Source organism: Rhodococcus sp. F64268, from assembly GCF_023015605.1.
Classification (GTDB): Bacteria; Actinomycetota; Actinomycetes; order Mycobacteriales; family Mycobacteriaceae; genus Rhodococcus.
The window spans coordinates 1-16742 of the sequence record NZ_JALKAI010000010.1 but is presented as its reverse complement, the minus strand read 5'-3'; the positions used below and the strand labels follow the sequence as shown (position 1 = coordinate 16742).

21 protein-coding genes are annotated in these 16742 nt (G+C 64.4%); 14 read left to right on the top strand and 7 right to left on the bottom strand.

The features are described from left to right. The first annotated feature begins 23 nt into the window (after nt 1-23). From purF to MWU77_RS20225, 4 genes are all read left to right on the top strand, one after another. Entirely contained in the window at nt 24-1478 is a 1455-nt protein-coding gene (gene purF, locus MWU77_RS20240) for an amidophosphoribosyltransferase (protein WP_169690503.1), read from the top strand. A gap of 133 nt (nt 1479-1611) precedes the next feature. Further along, nucleotides 1612-2982: a hypothetical protein gene (locus MWU77_RS20235; protein WP_247274617.1), complete on the top strand. Its 1371-nt coding sequence runs from the start codon at nt 1612-1614 to the stop codon at nt 2980-2982. A gap of 58 nt (nt 2983-3040) precedes the next feature. Continuing rightward, complete coding sequence (locus MWU77_RS20230) at nt 3041-4282, top strand: MoxR family ATPase (RefSeq protein ID WP_247274676.1); 1242 nt, start codon at nt 3041-3043, stop codon at nt 4280-4282. Beyond that, entirely contained in the window at nt 4279-5517 is a 1239-nt protein-coding gene (locus MWU77_RS20225) for a VWA-like domain-containing protein (protein ID WP_247274616.1), read from the top strand. Before MWU77_RS20230 ends, MWU77_RS20225 begins: the two co-directional genes overlap by 4 nt. A gap of 73 nt (nt 5518-5590) precedes the next feature. On the opposite strand, the gene MWU77_RS20220 is transcribed toward MWU77_RS20225, so the two are convergent. After that, the gene (locus MWU77_RS20220; protein WP_247274615.1) at nt 5591-6094 is read right to left on the bottom strand and encodes a hypothetical protein; all 504 of its coding nucleotides are present in this window, start codon (nt 6092-6094) and stop codon (nt 5591-5593) included. Between the two features lie 79 nt (nt 6095-6173). On the opposite strand from MWU77_RS20220, the gene MWU77_RS20215 reads away from it, so the two are divergent. The 3 genes from MWU77_RS20215 (at nt 6174) to MWU77_RS20205 (ending at nt 8649) form a co-directional block, all read left to right on the top strand. Continuing rightward, entirely contained in the window at nt 6174-6680 is a 507-nt protein-coding gene (locus MWU77_RS20215) for a hypothetical protein (RefSeq protein WP_247274614.1), read from the top strand. Nucleotides 6681-8134: 1454 nt separating this feature from the next. After that, a complete protein-coding gene (locus MWU77_RS20210) occupies nt 8135-8464 on the top strand; it encodes a nucleotidyltransferase family protein (protein ID WP_247274613.1) in 330 nt (109 codons plus the stop codon). After that, on the top strand, nt 8461-8649 hold the full coding sequence (locus MWU77_RS20205; protein ID WP_247274612.1) for a HepT-like ribonuclease domain-containing protein: 189 nt from the start codon (nt 8461-8463) through the stop codon (nt 8647-8649). The genes MWU77_RS20210 and MWU77_RS20205 overlap by 4 nt, the downstream gene beginning before the upstream one ends. A 382-nt stretch (nt 8650-9031) precedes the next feature. On the opposite strand, the gene MWU77_RS20200 is transcribed toward MWU77_RS20205, so the two are convergent. From MWU77_RS20200 to MWU77_RS20185, 5 genes are all read right to left on the bottom strand, one after another. Further along, nucleotides 9032-9859: a hypothetical protein gene (locus tag MWU77_RS20200; protein ID WP_247274611.1), complete on the bottom strand. Its 828-nt coding sequence runs from the start codon at nt 9857-9859 to the stop codon at nt 9032-9034. Continuing rightward, nucleotides 9846-11024, bottom strand: a complete 1179-nt coding sequence (locus MWU77_RS20195) for a hypothetical protein (protein WP_247274610.1) — start codon at nt 11022-11024, stop codon at nt 9846-9848. Before MWU77_RS20195 ends, MWU77_RS20200 begins: the two co-directional genes overlap by 14 nt. 2 nt (nt 11025-11026) lie before the next feature. Beyond that, nucleotides 11027-11308, bottom strand: coding sequence for a hypothetical protein (locus tag MWU77_RS20190; protein WP_169690495.1), 282 nt, complete (start codon nt 11306-11308; stop codon nt 11027-11029). Further along, nucleotides 11305-11499: an SAV_915 family protein gene (locus MWU77_RS25025; protein ID WP_308198841.1), complete on the bottom strand. Its 195-nt coding sequence runs from the start codon at nt 11497-11499 to the stop codon at nt 11305-11307. The genes MWU77_RS20190 and MWU77_RS25025 overlap by 4 nt, the downstream gene beginning before the upstream one ends. Before the next feature lie 475 nt (nt 11500-11974). Beyond that, complete coding sequence (locus MWU77_RS20185; RefSeq protein WP_247274609.1) at nt 11975-12280, bottom strand: hypothetical protein; 306 nt, start codon at nt 12278-12280, stop codon at nt 11975-11977. A 204-nt stretch (nt 12281-12484) separates the two neighbouring features. Here MWU77_RS20185 and MWU77_RS20180 point away from each other — a divergent pair, with 204 nt between their 5' ends. The 7 genes from MWU77_RS20180 to MWU77_RS20150 all read left to right on the top strand — a co-directional run bounded on the left by MWU77_RS20180 (nt 12485) and on the right by MWU77_RS20150 (nt 15979). Beyond that, complete coding sequence (locus MWU77_RS20180) at nt 12485-13093, top strand: DUF3558 domain-containing protein (RefSeq protein ID WP_169690493.1); 609 nt, start codon at nt 12485-12487, stop codon at nt 13091-13093. Nucleotides 13094-13106: 13 nt separating this feature from the next. Then, nucleotides 13107-13436 (top strand): hypothetical protein, encoded by a 330-nt coding sequence (locus MWU77_RS20175; protein WP_169690492.1) that lies wholly within the window; start codon nt 13107-13109, stop codon nt 13434-13436. 116 nt (nt 13437-13552) lie between these two features. Further along, on the top strand, nt 13553-13807 hold the full coding sequence (locus tag MWU77_RS20170; RefSeq protein ID WP_206040466.1) for a hypothetical protein: 255 nt from the start codon (nt 13553-13555) through the stop codon (nt 13805-13807). Between the two features lie 10 nt (nt 13808-13817). Beyond that, complete coding sequence (locus tag MWU77_RS20165; RefSeq protein ID WP_247274608.1) at nt 13818-13985, top strand: hypothetical protein; 168 nt, start codon at nt 13818-13820, stop codon at nt 13983-13985. A gap of 140 nt (nt 13986-14125) precedes the next feature. After that, nucleotides 14126-14395 (top strand): hypothetical protein, encoded by a 270-nt coding sequence (locus tag MWU77_RS20160; protein ID WP_169690491.1) that lies wholly within the window; start codon nt 14126-14128, stop codon nt 14393-14395. 124 nt (nt 14396-14519) lie between these two features. Continuing rightward, nucleotides 14520-15059, top strand: coding sequence for a VOC family protein (locus MWU77_RS20155; protein WP_247274675.1), 540 nt, complete (start codon nt 14520-14522; stop codon nt 15057-15059). 398 nt (nt 15060-15457) lie between these two features. Continuing rightward, a complete protein-coding gene (locus MWU77_RS20150; protein WP_247274607.1) occupies nt 15458-15979 on the top strand; it encodes a hypothetical protein in 522 nt (173 codons plus the stop codon). 225 nt (nt 15980-16204) lie between these two features. Here the strand turns inward: MWU77_RS20150 and MWU77_RS20145 are convergent, their stop codons facing one another. Continuing rightward, nucleotides 16205-16591: a hypothetical protein gene (locus MWU77_RS20145; RefSeq protein ID WP_247274606.1), complete on the bottom strand. Its 387-nt coding sequence runs from the start codon at nt 16589-16591 to the stop codon at nt 16205-16207. Nucleotides 16592-16742: the final 151 nt, after the last annotated feature.

The window sequence follows — 16742 nt, the reverse complement described above, 5'->3', positions numbered from 1 at the left end:
CAGCCAAGGGAGCACCATCCACTGTGTGTGGCATCGTCGGTCATGTCTCGAGCAGTCTCGTCAATCAGCAGATATACGACTCCTTGTTGCTGCTGCAACACCGAGGTCAGGACTCGACCGGTATCGCCACGGCGGAGGGCAGCACCTTCCACACCGTGAAGGAACGGGGGCAAGTGCGTGAGGCGTATCGCACGCGGGATATGCGCACGCTGCTCGGAAACATGGGCATCGGTCATGTTCGCTACGCGACCTCCGGTTCCGGCAGCGAGGACGAGGTGCAGCCGTTCTACGTGAACGCGCCGTACGGCCTCCTGCTGGTCCACAACGGCAACCTCACGAATACTCGCCACCTCTCGGACGAACTCTTCCGCGTCGACCGTCGGCACCTCAACTCCTCGAGCGACACCGAGCTGCTGCTCAACGTGCTGGCGAATGAGCTGCAACGCTCGATCGACGGCCAGAACCTGACGCCGGACGACATCTTCGACGCCGTCGCTGCCCTGCACCGCCGCGTCGAGGGGTCCTACGCTGCGATAGCCCTGGTCGCGGACCACGGAATGCTCGCGTTTCGTGATCCCTTCGGTATTCGTCCCCTCGTGCTGGGGCGGCGAATGGATGCGGGTGGCCGAGACGAGTGGGTCGTCTCCTCGGAGTCGCTCGTGCTCGCCTCGGGCGGCTACGAGGTGGTCCGTGAAGTAGAGCCCGGCGAGGCCATCTTCATCAGCGACTCGGGACGGATGTACTCGCGCCAGTGCGCCGAGAATCCGGTCACCGCGCCCTGCGCTTTCGAGTACGTGTACCTCGCGCGGCCCGACTCGATCATGAACGGCGTCTCGGTGTACGACACCCGTCTGCGTATGGGCGAGAAACTCGGCCGCAAGGTAGAGCGCGAGATGGATCTCGCCGAGATCGATGTCGTCATGCCGATCCCGGACTCGGCCCGCCCCTCGGCCATGCAGTTGGCGCAGACCCTCGGGTTGCCCTATCGCGAGGGCTTCTACAAGAACCGCTATGTGGGCCGCACCTTCATCATGCCCGGCCAAGAACTACGAAAGCGGTCGGTGCGCCAGAAGCTCAACGCGCTCTCGCAGGAGTTCGAGGGCAAGAAAGTGCTGCTCGTCGACGACTCGATCGTTCGTGGCACGACGTCGAAGGAGATCATCGAGATGGCGCGCGCGGCAGGCGCCAGCAAGGTGTACCTCGCGTCCGCGGCGCCGGCTGTGCGCTACCCCAACGTGTACGGCATCAACATGCCGACCCGCGCCGAACTCGTCGCGTCGTCGCGGTCTGTCGAGGAGGTCTGCTCGGTGATCGGCGCGGACGCACTGATCTATCAGGATGTCGACGACCTCTTCGACGCGATCACCGCCGATACCGAGCTCACACAGCTCGATCTGTCTCCGTTCACCGGCGAGTACGTGACCGGCACCGTGACACCCGAGTACCTCGCTTACCTCGAGGAGCACCAGACCTCTTGACCACTTCGGGCCGGCGGTTCCACGGAGGCTCTCTACGGCGTGTGCACTAGCCGCAATCGCCGCGGCACTGTACGATTGCGCCGATGACTACCTTCTCTGATCCAAGATTGGGGGCCCAGTTCACACACGGTGAGTGCTGATGCACCCTCCTACCGTGAACGGGTTCGACCCCCGACTGTCCTTCTGGCTGCGCGTGCGCGAGTTCGCCGTGCCGCCGTCCATGATCAAGGCCGCCACCGGCCTGCGTCTCGCAGGCGACTGGCGCGGCGCCTGTGCTGCAGCGGGATTCGACGTCGACATCGACTTGCGCACCTTGCGCTACACGCACGGCCTCGACGTCGCGTCGCAGGTCTTGGACGACCTGCGTCACCTGGCCCCCGATTTGCTGCGCTGGCACCTACCACGCGTGGCTCCCGACGGACTGCTGCGCCCCGGACTGACCATCACACTGGCCCGATTCGGTCCGCGAGAGCGCCGAAAACGGTGCGGTGGAACCGATTCGGTACACCTGGTGGTACGTACCGCTCCCGCCTGGGCGGATGCCGGGCAGAGGATCGTGCTGACAACGTGGAGCGGCCCGGATTCCACGAACCATCCCCATCCGCGACCCAACCGGCGGTTCCGGCTCGACCTCCACCGGCACCTGTGGGATACGCGCAGATCCGGTGAACTGCAAATACGCAGTGGGACAGGACAACTTCCGGGTCCCACTGCTGTCGACCCTGACCTGGCCGCGGTGATCCCGGAGGGCTGTGCCGCCGACCGCTGGGCGGCCGAATCCGACATCCTGCTCCGCGCGGACGGGCAACGCGACGGCCCCGTGCGGGTGCGATGCGGGGGCCGGCACGACCTGGTGGTGGAGTCGGTCGACGGCACTGATCCCTCCGTGGTGCGTCTCGTGGACGACTACCCGCGGGGCCGGCTCGCCGCGCTACCGGTGCTGCCCGACGCCGCGACCTGGGTACTGCCCGACCTGGAGTTGATCCAGGCGGGAGCGATCACCGTCGACCGGCTACATCCCCTGGTCGCCGTCGCTCTGGATCCGAGTTGGCCGCTGCCGGAATCGTCCCGGACGACCAACCAGGACAACCGAATTCACCTCGTCGACTGCCGTGGTGAGCAGCACCGGATCGGGCTGGTCGACGGTGCACTGACCGCACTCGACCATGATCCCGTCGAGATTCGGCGCGAGGAACTGCTCGTTGCGCTCGGTGGAACCCCGCTGCCGTGTCTGCAGGTCATCGACCAGGCGCTTCGCCATCCGGACTGTCTGCCGGGCGTTCGCGAACGTCTGGACCACGGCGACGCCGTCGGCGCCTTGGCGCTCGTCGAAGGACTGCTCGGTCCCGATGCGGTCCTCCGCGACGGTCCTCTGCTGGATGAACTTCGCGCCGCCGCGGACCGCCGCAGTACGTACGAGGGGTTCCGTGCCGCACCGGTGGAACCGCCCCCGGTAAGGCAACCTCGGCGCACCGCCCGGTCGCGCCGGCCCCGCTCGCGCTGACCCATCTCCGCACTCCCCGAAACCCGCTGAGCTGCTGCTCGGCTCGATACCTCAGGTGATGCACATGTCTTCCATGCTCCTTTCCGACCGCCCGCGCAACGATGAACTCGACAGTGCTGCAGCACTGTTGACGATGCTCGGTACGGTGACCTCCGAACCCCGTCCCGACGAGCAACTCGAGGCCCTCACCCTGGCGGTGGCCGCGGATCTCCCGGTACTGCTGTGGGGTGAACCGGGAATCGGCAAGACCGCCGCCCTGACCCAGCTCGCCGAGGCCTTGGATCTCCCGTTGACCACCGTCATCGCGAGCGTGCACGAACCGTCCGACTTCTCGGGTCTGCCCGTGCTCGGGGACGACCCCGCCACACAAGGTGTCCCGATGGCCCCGCCGGACTGGGCTGTGCGGCTCGTGGGGGCCGGCCGAGGGCTGCTCTTCCTGGACGAACTGTCGACGGCACCGCCCGCCGTGCAGGCGGCCCTGCTCCGTCTCGTCCTCGAAAGACGAATCGGGGCACTGCAATTGCCACCCGGAGTGCGCATCGTGGCAGCCGCCAACCCGCCATCGTCGGCAGCGGACGGCTGGGAGCTGAGCCCGCCGTTGGCCAACCGATTCGTGCACCTGAACTGGACCTACGACCACGATGTGGTCGTCCGGGGTCTCGGCGGGACGTGGCCACGTGCGACGCTGCCCCGCCTCGACCCGGAGAAATTCTCCGACGCCGTGACGTTCGCCCGCCGCGCGGTCTGCGAGCTTCTCGCGGTCCGCCCCGCCCTCGTACACCAGATGCCCAGCAGTCAGACCCGTCGTGGCAGCGCGTGGCCCTCACCGCGGAGCTGGGACATGACCGTGCGGTTGATCGCGTTCGCTACTGCCAGCTCATCGTCAAAGCACGTGTTGTCCCTGCTGGTTCGGGGGAGTGTCGGCGACGGACCCGGATTCGAGCTGCTCGCCGCCATCGAGCGCATGGACCTCCCGGACCCGGAGACGCTGCTCGCCGATCCGACCTCTGCCGAGCTACCCGATCGCGGCGATCTACGCCAGGCCGTGCTCGACGCGGTGGTTGCTGCTGTCCGCCGACAGCCGGAGAAGTCCCGCTGGGATGCGGCATGGGCAATCCTGGTCGCCGCGGTGGAGACCGGGCCACCCGACCTCGTGGTCGTCCCGGCAACCACACTGGCCACCCTGCGGCACGACGACTGGGAGTTGCCGGCAGCTATCGACCAGCTCGCCGGAGTCGTATCGGTATCCCAGGCAGCCGACCACGCCGGTGAGCGTGCCGCCGAGCAGGCAACGCGATGACGACGGCACCCACGTTCGATGCGGACAAGATCTATGGCGCGCGGTTGTACGCCGCTCGTGCCCGGCCCTACCTCGCGACAGCCCTCTATGCGCTGCACATCGTCGACTCACCCCGAGTCCCGACCATGGGTGTCGACCGGCATTGGCGCTGCTACGTCTCACCCGCCTTCGTCGCTCAGCGGCCGGTAGAGGAATTGGCGTCGATCCTGGTCCACGAAGTCTCGCATCTGCTGCGTGACCACCACGGCCGCAGCGACCGCTACGCCCACGCGCACGGACTGACCTCCCGCGCCGATCGGCTACGGATGAACATCGCCGCCGACGCGGAGATCAACGACGATGCGTTCGGTGACGGATTGTCATTACCCGACGATGCCGTTCTGCCGTCGACTCTACAGTTGCCCGCCGGGCAGCTCATGGAAGACTATCTGCAGCAGTGCGGCCTCGGTCCGTGCACCGACAGGCTGGCCTGGCTCGACTGCGGCAGCGGCGCCGACGGGCTGCGCCGCGAGTGGGAACTGGGCCCCGAGGGTGCAAACGCGCTCAGCGACGAGCAGCGAGACGCGGTCCGCTTCCGGGTGGCGCACAGCATCATCGGACAGCCGGGCAGTGCACCCCGCGGGTGGCGGCGGTGGGCGGAGGAGGCCGTACACCCGCCGCAGCCGTGGCGGGCGCTGCTGGGCGCGGCGATCCGCTCGGCCACGTTCTCGTCAGGGACCGGCGACAATTACACCTATCGTCGGCCGGCGCGGAGATCTGCGGCTGTGCCCGGCGCGGTACTACCGAGCCTGCGGCGCACCCCACCTCGGGTCAGCGTCATCGTGGACACGTCGGGCTCGGTCAGCGACGCCGACCTGGGCAGTGCACTCCTCGAGGTGGCTGCCATCGCGCGCGCCGTGGGTGGGCGCCGCGACCTGGTCACGGTGCTGTCCTGCGACGCGGCAGCCCGGGTGGTCCACCCGCTGTGCCAGGCCGAGGACATTCCACTGGTCGGCGGTGGTGGCACGGATCTGCGCGCCGGGTTCGAGAGGGCGCTGCGCAGTCGGCTCCGTCCCGACGTGGTGGTTGCGCTCACCGATGGGCAAACCCCTTGGCCCAGTGGTCGTCCAGGGTGCAGAACGGTGGTCGGCCTGTTCCCTCGCATCGTTCCCCGAAACGAATCGAACCCCGACTACGTTCCCGCCCGGCCACCGGAATGGGCGCATGTGGTGGAGATCGGCGCATCGCGAACCTGAGCGGCACCCGCCGCTACCGGTGACGAGTCCGCCGGATATCCGGATCCGCATCCGTACGTCGTCACGGGAAATCTCACACCGCTGTGCGACTGGTGTCACCGATCATGTGACGGACGGCGGCAAGTGCGTCCAAAGTCTCCGCGGGGACGGCAGCCAGGGCCGCCGCAACCGATTCCATGAGGGCGGCCTGCCGCTCGGGACGGTCGGAAAGGAGATCGAGTAGACGTGCACGGACAAACGTCGACGTGGGGAGTCCAGCGGCATCGGCCAACGACACGATGGCGTCGTACTCCTCGGGATTCAGGCGTACCTGAAGCACCTTCGCCCGCGGGTTGCCGCGGGTGGTCGTCGCTCGCTTGTTGATCTCGAAGTCGTCGCCTTGAGCTTCGGCTTCTGCAGCGACGCGATCGATCAGCGCCTGTGTCTCGGGGGAAGGGTTCTTGTGTGTCACCGAGTGGCTGGCACCGGGGTCGTCAACGATGCGTTCGGGATCGCTGAGGGCTTCTCTCACATGTTCGTCAGGCAGTTTGTGTTTGTCGTGGTGGCTGCGACTGAGGTCGGCGTCGTCGATATCCACGCGCCTATTGTAGTACAAATTTGATTCTGTAGTACGAATGGTTAGTTGACTTGACTGCTTGACCGAAGATGATGGGGACATGAGTACCCCACTGAAAAGGGTCGTCGACGACCTGCTCGAAGCGAGTGGCATGGCAGCAGAGCTGCTTGACGACGCCGACGCTGCGTACGTCCGGGCTGGTGTCGACCGGGTGCTTTCCAGTCTCAAGGCACGGCGGGCGTGGGAGAACCACATCGGGCTCGTCCTCACCCACAGGCAGATCCTCGACATCACCGAATGGTCGAAGCAGGCGCTGAGTCAGGCCGTGCACGCTGGGAGGGTTCTTCGGCTGCACGCCGAGGACGGAACAGTCGGCTACTGGTCGGCCGGACTGACCGAGACCTCACCCCACCGTCCCCTGCCTGGACTCGAGGAGACCCTCACCGCATGGGCCAGTGCCACCGTCGACCCGTGGACGGTGGCGTCGTGGTTCTCGACCGAGCAACCGGAACTTGACGACCGCACCCCACGCAAGGCTCTTGTCGAAGGTGACATCGACGCGGTCGTGATGCTTGCGCGTCAGGCCGCGGCACGGCTCGCTGCGTGACGCCGCCACGCGCGGCTGCACCTCACCACCCGCCGCCCCGGACGAGCTCACGGCTGCTCGTAACGCGTGGGCCCGCGTCATCGATCATGAGCTGGGCGACCAGCGCACACCCTGTGATGTTGCAGGGAGTAATCGATGAGGATTCGCGCCGCGCGCTGAGTCGTCCTGGTCGGGACGGCGGTCATCGGGCGGCGGCCGCGGGTGCTTATCTGTCCGGGTGACGTGTTCGATGACGATTCGGGGCCGTCCGCCTACGATGCCCTGGAGTTCGAATCGCACCGCGCCCTGTGTGCCCGCAACCATTTCGTCCTGGACCGCGGCGGCAGGGAGCTCAAGCAGTCCGCGCCGGTGGGCGCACGACCAATCCCAGGATGCGCCGCACGGACCGGGGCTCGTCATACGATCGGTGCATGGGATGCACATGGAAGGGTCGGATGCGCTCGGTGAGCTGCTGGCATCGCTCGAGAAGCTGACCCCGAGGTGAGCTGCTGTGGTGAGAGATTCGCTCCTGTCAGTCGACAAAGGTCCAGCCGGCAGAGGTTTCCACTTCAGCTGAGGTTCTCGACGTGGTCGGGATGAAGATCGAAAATGGACGCCCTGCGGGCGACAGTGCTCAACCGTACGGAGACCCTGCGGGTCGCTGAGCTTGCCTTCGGCCCCTTCCCCAACGCTGCCCGGTCGCCATACCCCGATAGACCATCTCGGCCAACGCTTCTGGCCCCACGTCGGAGGTGACGTGTGGCTTACGTTGGACCCGGTCGTTCGTGTCGACCCTCACGAGCGGGTGCTCCACCGCCAGCTGTGGATACGAAGGTACTGGCGCCCAGTCGGTTTCACGCACGGGAATGTCACCCCTGCGCGCAGCGTCGAAGCGCTGACGTCGGACTCTGGGAGGCGAGCGACGAATGCCCGACGTGCCGCGGCTACCGGACCGGCCCGCGCACACGTCGCAGCACAAACACCTCGAGCCCCTCGACAGGAAAGTCGAGAGGCTCGTGAAGTCAGGACGTCAGCGAAGACCCCGGCGGGGTGTGAAGAAGAAGGTCGGTATCGAAGACCGAACCATGAGAAGCGCCCCCTGGGGGCGTGTGGATAGACTCCACCCTACGGTGCATGACAGGACCTCTTCTGTCGTGTGCCCAGACCCCGGTTCGGTGCTGGTAACACCAGCCGGGGTCGACCTGTTTTCAGGCCGGTGGTGCGATATTGCCACGTGCGGTGAGGGTCGTCAACTCGAACGAATGTTCGGATGGTCGAGTAGTGCAAAGACCGTCGAGTGGCGAGTCCGGTTGTGAACCCGAAGTTGTTCGCAGCCTCTGGACACTGAGCACATCCTGGGCGTGAGCCCTCGACCAAGCACCGACCCGATCCCGATCGGTCACGCCAGACCTCCAGCAAGTCGGAAGAGTCGGTTGGCCATCACAATCGCGGCAGGTCCCCGGTATCCTGGGGGCATGACGAAGCCCGCCGTCACGCCCGAGACGCTCGCCTTGCTCGAGCTAATCGACGCGCGCCGCGACGAGTTCAAGAAGCTACTGGTCAAGTACCCCGCGACGAGTCCGAAGCTGTTCGGCTCTGTCGCCCGTGGTGCAGCGCACGCCGGCAGCGACATCGACATCCTTGTCGAGATGGATCCCGCAGACGGGAACCTGCTTATGCGGGCGTCCGGGCTTATGGACGAGACCCGCGCACTTTTCGGCCGGGACGACATCGACGTGTTCCCGGTGCAGTTGCTCAAGCGACCGATTGCAGCGTCTGTGCTCGAGGGCGCGGTCGCACTGTGAGCCGCGATGCAGATCAGCGCATCGCCGACGCACACCCCGAGATCGCCTGGCCGCAGATCCGCGGCTTCCGAAACATCCTCGTCCACCAGTATTTTGGAGTCGATGTCGACGTCGTCCGCGACGTTGTCGAGACCTACCTGCCGCCGCTCGCTGGTGCGCTGCGCATACACGCGGTCCCTGAGTAGTTCCAGTGGGGTAGGCGTCGCAAATGATGGTTGGTGTACTGAAATGTCAGGCGCCAACCATCATTTCGGGCCCCAATGTATCCGAACGTTGAGCCGATAGCTCTTGCAGGAGGGGCCGACGTAAACCTGGGTTCCGGGGGAACTGGCGCTTCGCATGTTGTTGTGGGATCATGCCGGACGGTGTCCGTCCCAATTGTCAGTGTCGCAATGCGTTCTGGCAGTCTTCTCGACCGTCGATCACTTCGGTCCGGTTACGCGTGGGGGAGTGGACGTCAAGTTGAATTGGGGTGCCGACATCGGTGCTGCGTAGCTCCAGCGAAGGCGCAGTGGACGCCCGACGGGCGCGGCTGGACAATCAACGACTCAGGACAATAGCCGCAGGCTAATACCGATTCGATCGCGCTCGTTCCAACGCCACGTCAGTGCCCAGTTCGCCACGATATTCAGGATGTTCGACGTAGAACTGCAGCAAGCGATACAGCAGCACGGGATCGACCGCATGCTTGTGGCAGTACACCTCGATCACCGGCATGGCAGGCAGCGCATCCCAACCGAACCCGCGAGGGACCGTGGTCGTTCGTTCCCATCGAGCGGCCGGATGCCCGAGCAGCATCACCACCCAGTTGGTCAAGACCGCGGGCCGAGCAGCCACGATGGAATCCCAGTCGAGAGTCGATTCGAGACTCCAGCCACGCTGATGGACAAGTTCGGGCGTCAGAACAAGACGCCCGCGGCGTAGCCTTCCGATGGCGATGAACGGGATGAAGGATGCGCCGAGCAGACCGATACCCGTGAACACCACTCCAACCAGCACCGTCGCGCCCCCGCCACCGCGCAGAAACACATCTCCGGCGGCGGTGAGAAACAACGCCGCTCCGGTCGCCATGAGGACACCGACAAGGCAGAACACAGCCGTCGAATGTTCGATGACTGTCGCTGGTGCGCCATTCCACACGCGTGTCCGAATCGCACTCGGCCGATGCCTGGAGGTATGAGCGATGACACCGCTGACGATCAGGGTCAGGAGTGCGCAGCTGATCAAGGTTCCGTACTTCGTCATGTCGGAATTGCCCTCGATGACACCTCCCGCCGCGATCAATACTGCGGGAAGCGCGAGAAGCGTCATTAAAATCAACGAGGCGGCGAGGCGGCCCGTCATTCGCCGCGCCGACCACTCGGAGGGTCGAGACGCGTGATCAGAGAAGTTCATCCCACACGCCTTCCACGACATCGGACACGGCGGCACCCGTGTCCGAGACCGCATCGAAGCCAGCCGAGATAGCATCGCTCACATCGCCGAGCCCATTCGTATACGCAGCGTCGACTGCTCCGGAAACGAACAACCCAGAAGCCAGACCGACGCCTGCGCCGGCAACCGCACCAATTGCTGTGCCGAATACCGGTACAACGGATCCGACGATCGCACCGGTTGCGGCCCCTGCTGCCAGCGAAGTGCCGAACCCTGCTGCACCCGAGACAATAGCCTGATCAACTGGCTTGTCGGTCGCGATGATGTCGTATGCAACTCCCGCGACGGCCAGTGCACCGCCCAACTTCACTCCGCTCAGTCGAGCAAGACCGTCCGCTCGTGTAGCTGCAGCGAGCGCATCGTCAGCGCTGTGTGCGAATGCCTTCCCGAGGTCCAGATCCCGATAGATGACCGATGCCGGGGTGCCGGGTGGACCGGATCTTGCGAGGTCGAGGTACCGTTGCGCTTCGCCCGCGAGGAATGATGCCTGCTTCCGCAACGTATCGGCCTGCATGACCGCGAGAGCACCCGAAACTCCGTTCACGGAGTTCCCCAGGAAGAAGAACCACTTTCCGGTGACCTCCAGCCACACATTGCGAGTGGATTCGACCGCAAGCCTCCATGCTGCCTTCGCCGCTCCGACCGCTGTCCGGGCAGCTTCATAAGCCTCGATGAGCGATCTGTGCCGTTCTCGGGCCGAGATGTCGTTGTAATGTTCCAGGACAGTGGTTTCCGATGCTCCCGGTGAGAGGGCACCGGGCTCCGGAGGAGAGGGCCCCGGCTCATGAATCAGCCACTCGTCAACATTTAGTCCCGCTTCCCGCGCTGCCTGCCGGACGAAGGCAAGGTCTGTCTGGACGCTCTGCGACTGTGCGGCAAGGTCGTCGATTCGACGTGCGTGCCCGACAATCGCTTCGAGGAATTGTTCCGCGCTTCGCGCGTCGGACGTGATGAAACGACGGAACTCCTCGCCTGCCGTCCCTTCCCACCCACTACTCGAGACTCCCCGCGCGGCGTACATTCTGTCGATCGCTTCGTCGACCCCACGACCGAGGCTATCTTCGAGCCATCGGCCTGCGGTGCGTATTGCTTCAGGATCCCCAGCGATGCGGGTGTCAAGTGGCATCGTCACTCGGTCCTGACGCTGATCAACTCGAACGCCAGTTCGTCGTCGCCAGTTCGATACGCCGTGTTGGACTGCGCCACAGCCTCACTCGTCGCCGCCAAAGCCATCACGAAGTCGGCAGCATTCTCCGTGAGTAGCGAGAGGATTCCGAGAACCGCAGCCGTAGCGTCGCCTGCATCGACCGCTACTGGGACACTCGCTCCTGCCTCGTCGACGTTGTTGCCCGCCGCGCTGCAGATCGACGTAATCGACTGGAGAGCAGCGTGATCTACATGCAGCGTCACAGAACTTCCTCCATCCGCAATGCGTCGGGCATCACAATGTCGAGAAGAACGAGATCGAACGGAGATGCGGTGTGGAGCGCCTCCAGAGTCGTAGAAGGTACGGCAACCCAAGGCTTCCGGCTGCCGCAGCACTTCCTGAGGCGATCGAGAGCCGAGTATGCGAGGAGCGCAGTCCGGCCATCTTGTGTCATATGCACTTCTACAACCGCGTCTGCCGGTGTGCTCACCGATTCTTCGCAAGGTAAGTAGACGATCGGCGGAAACTCCCGCGCGTTTTCTCCCATAGCCTCCCCCAGCCGGATCCGATTTCCGAGATTCCCCTCGGCCCCCTATCAGATACAGCGTGGAGCCTAACTCACTGATGCGTCCCCAACACGCCGGGGGCTGAGCCAGGTTGAAGCAGCCCGTTCGAAGACGTCCTGGACCAAGATTCGGTGCAGTTCCTGCGGGTGCGTCGAACCGGAGGTGCGCACGATCCGGGTGGGATCGTCTCGGAGCCAGGCGACAAGGGGTCTCGGCCAGATCGTTTTCGGTATCGGTGAGCGCATGTGAGGCGTGGCGCCGACGCAGTTGCGTAAGCGGTGGGTGCCGCTGATGGTGAGATCTGTAGCAACATCGACGTCGGTGGTCTCGCTGTGGACACCGTGTCCCCGCCCCGCCCGCCGCTCAGGCCCGTCGACCTCGACTCACCAGCAATGGGATCAGGTCATCCCGCCAGACCGGAAGACAAACATGACCGCTGGACATGCCGCCGTGCGCGAACTCTTCCCGATACACCTGGTCCACCGACTCGGTTCGTAAGTCCACACTGACGACCGCAGTGAAGGCTGTGAGAAGTGATTCCTCCAACGCCACTTCGCCGTCGGGAAGGGGAAGGCCAGCCAGGTGCTCCCGGAGTGCCGCCCACACGTACGGGTCGCCGCGCAGTCCCCAGCGCTCCGGCTCTTCCACGAAGAGTTGGTCCATCGTCATCGCCGCATCATGTCAGAGACATCCCTGGGGTCGACTGTTCAGGCGGCAGTTCCACACTGTCGACGAACTCCACAAGCCCGCGTTGCCCTTCCGCGATTGAGTGACGAATACGCGTTCGGCGGTCCGCGTAGGCTGAACACGTTCTGCTAGCGTCACCCGGGTATTCAGCGGATCGGGGGGCGCGTGAACAGGTGGAAGTGTGCCGTGGGGAGCATCGCTCTCCTCGCCGCAACAACGGCATGCGGGACCGACGCACCGCCCGAAGCCTCACCGAACACCGCCGATACAGTCCCGTCGACCACACGCACACCTCGCGTCGTCGACGATTCCGGTAGGCCCGCGATCACGTTCGATCCGTGCCTTGACCTTCCTGACGATGTCCTCGTCGATGCCCAGTACGACCCGAAGTACAAGCGGCCGTCGGAGAATCCGATGGGGTCCTACAGTTTCCTCGGGTGCGGTTTCCGGGGCACCCTGAGTATCCCAGACCTCTTGGAGGACTATCGACTCAGCATCCTCGCCGGCAACGTCACGCTGGAGGAGGAATGGGACAAGGATGGCGACATCTCCACCCGCACCAGGGTCAACGGGCGCGACGCGTTGCTTCAACTCGACCCGAACATGCACAACAACTGCTCTATTGCGGTCCGTACCGATTTCGGCATCGTGATCTTCAGCCGCACCCATTACGCCCCGGATGCTCGTGTGCTTCCCACCGATGAGTGGTGCACGGGTCTTCACGACACCGTCGCGTTGTTCGAGCCGTTCATCGACCGATTACCGCATTCCGCCGCACTCGACCCGATCCGATGAAAGGGAACCCCGTATGGGCGAGTTCGTTCGACTCGAACCGCACGTCATCGAGGAGATCGTCGCGATCTGCGACACGACTATCCAATCACTGAAAGAAGCGAGAAGAGTTGCGGAACGACTCACTCACACTGAGGGCTTCGGCGAGTTCGACTCCGCGAAACAACTCGCCGCCGGTTACGCGAGAAAGGCCGCGGGTACACCGGAATCAGCCTACGAGAGGGTCGAGCAGTTCATCACGGCCTTCACTCAGCTACGTGATGCGTTTGAGTCCGGTGGCGAAGCCTTTCTCGATGCACAGTTCGATTGGGCGCGCCAACTTCGAAACATCGACGTCGACACCTGACCTCTCTACCTCCTATCGCCGCGGGAGCAGTGTGACCTGCGGGCCGGTCGCTATGCCGGTACCGGACCCGTCGCGTGTGTGGGTTGACGCAGATAATGTCACCGCTCTTTGGCCGAATGAACATTCGGTGGCCGTCAACACGATCGTCACATCACGGGGATGTCATCGACATCCCCGAACGTATCGGCGTCGACGAGTACGTGCTGCGCTTGACCGACAGCACTGACAACGACGCACACATCCGCGCGACCGTCGGCGCCCACGTGCTCACCGACTCGCTGAAGGACGACTTCGCGTCGGCCATCTCCCTCATCTCCGATGCGATCCGGAAGAACACGTCGCGCGGCGCCTACCTCGTTCGGCTCGGGTAAATAGCACTTAATGGTGGTGCTCTACGCCCTGCTCGGCAACCATCCGGCGCTGCGCACCGAACATTTCCGTAGCCTCACCGACCGCTACGACGCCGACATCGCCGGCAAGAAGATCCTCAGCCTCACCTATCACTTCCTCGGCACCGAATCGATGGAAGAAGCAATCTTCCGCGGCTAAGTCGACCAGATCCGCCGCCACCCGGAAGCGCTCCTACCCGCGCTTCACGTTTCCGGCGCCCTCCTCGCTGACGCTGAACACCTGCGCGAGCGGATGACGGACTGCCCGTTCCTCACCGAACTCGCCGGACGCAGGCATCGTTGCCCTCTCTGATCGACCCTCGGCAACGCATCGATGAGAAATCGTTGCGCCTGCTGCCCGATGTCACCGCACGCGATGTGGCCGCCGCTCTCGCACAGATTGCGTGGCGCGCGCCGACAGTCGCGGCCAGTGCGGTATCGGGACTGAAGTTTTCCGCCGCGTTGCCGCTGGGCCTCGCAGAGCGGACCTTGTCCGAGCGACTCGGTGATGACAAGGGTGCACGCGCGGCACTGGAGGTTCCGCGCACTATTCGCCGGAGGGGCGAGTAGAGAGCGCATTGTGCGGGTTCCGCTCTTCGGGAACGCGCGATCGCGGCGGTGAACGCTCGATGGAGAATGACAGGTTCACAGCTCACGCACCGGACCCGGTGTGGCCTTCCAGGAGGGATTGTCGATGGGGATGCGCGGCATCAATCATGTCGTCCTGTATGTGGCGGACCTGCAACGCAGTCTGCACTTCTACGAGCACGTGCTCGGGTTCGAGCGATTGGCGGGGGAGTTCCCCGGTGGTGCGTTTCTCCGACACGCGGGATCGGCGAACGATCATGATCTGGGACTGTTCCAGGCGCATGGCGGCGGTCCGGTGGTGCCCGGCAGGGTCGGGCTGTATCACGTTGCGTGGGAGGTGGAAACACTTACCGACCTCGACGACATGCGTCAGCGTCTGGTCGACGCGGGAACATTGACGGGTGCGGCCGACCACGCCGCCACCAAGGCCCTGTACGGCCGCGATCCGGACGGGATCGAATTCGAGATCTGCTGGCTGGTGCCCGACGAGCGAATCGAAGAAGCGTTGTATCCAGGTGTTGCAATGGTCGCACCCTTGGATATCCCCGGCGAGATTGCTCGCTACGGAGCCGACACGCCGGGAGGCCCTCGCACCGACATCGAGGTCTGGAAGCGACTCGCGGCGAGGTCGTCGGCCACGCCGTGATCGCCGCGCCGCGCGGCGGTGTAGAGCGACGAGGGCGGTGATCAGGCCGGACCAATACGCAATGCTGCTTCTACAGCGGTCTCGACCCCGTGTGCCAAGGATCGCCGTGTCTGGGCAGGACGGTCGCGGCGCCGATCTCGGCCAGCGCCCACAACAATGCGAGTGCCCGAGTGCTCTCAGCGGTCGCGGCGCCGACGACCGGGGTCGAAGTTCTCGAATCTGTACTTGGGTGCTGCTGGGCCGGTCGGGCGGGCATGAAGACTAGGATCGATCATGGGTGTGTCTTACGCATCCAGATCATCCGCGAGAAGTTACCCATGCCCGCCGGGACAGTGTCCCGATCGACCCCTGCCGTGACCAGCTGACCCGGCAGAGCAAGGTCGTCACCGACGACACCGATGCCGGATCTATTCACCGCGCTCGACGCGGTGCCCGATCCGCGTGACCGACACCGGTCCGGTGGCCGTGGAGGTGGACGGCAGAACTATTCGCTGTGCCCGCCCGCTCGTGGGGTCACCCCGCATCTGATCTCGGCAGTCACCCACGGACATATTCGCGCTCGGACAGGTCCGCGCCGCCGACAAGAGCAACGAGATCCCCGCAGTCCGGACACTGTTGCGCGGACTCGACATCGCCGGTGCGGTGGTAGCCATCGATGCGATGCGCATGCAGAGGCGACCGCCCGGGGGCTGCCCGAACTGTGCCGCGCCGAGTACGTCATGGTCGTGAAGGCGAACCAGTTGGGTCTGCTCGACCTGGTCCGAGGCCAGCCGTGGGAGCAGGTGCCGGTGGTGTGGTCCGATCCGGTCGAGCGCGATCACGGCCGCGAGGATCAGCGCGGTTACAAGATTCTCAGGGGACTCGTGGTCTGTGATTTCCTTATGCTCGGCGGGCGGGCAATTCAGATCATCCGGCGCTGACGTCCGATCGGCGCCGGCGACTGGAGGGTTGAGGACCTCGGGTGATGGCCTCCTCGAGGAAGGCGTATGTGGTCTTCATCATCGGGTCGGGTGGTCGAACATTGCTCGGGCTTGCCGACGCTTGGCCGTGAATCCTGATCATGCGGTCGAGTTGGTGTGAGCGCATGAAACTGCAGTTCAGATCCCTGGATGTCAACAACTATGGCACACTGCGATGCGCCCAGTTCAGTTGCGCGCTGGACTCACGGCATCGTATGCGAACTGGAGTACGTGATGGTCACCGAACTCGCTGAGTAGCTTGGCTAGGATGTATTCGGTACTTTTCAATGCTGCCTCGCCTGTGTCTGACGAGAAGAGCTCGTCGTATGCGCGAAGCTTTCCGTCGTCGTCGAACATGGTTGAATATTTTGCTTTGGTCTCGGGTGGAATATCTGGAATCGCTGCTAGTCCAAGGTAACTGAGCCGTCGGAAATTCGGTCGATCGCCGGTGGTGTAGCTCGCCGGATCCGGCGTCGTCCCGATCAGCGCTTCTTTCAAGGGTTCCCCTCCGGCGGAGATTGTGTCGAAGAACAGGTCGGAACCTGGGATGCCCCGCGCTCCGAGCCAGGTCATCGCGTTGTATGCTTTGGCTTTCGGAACTTGTCAAGGTGATTGAGTCCAGCAGGTGTTACGCGGCGGCTTGATCCGTCATGGCTTCGAGGCCGTCGCTGGTGGCGGGATTGTTGATCCAGGCTTCGGAAGGCAGGTCGAGGATCTTCGGTCC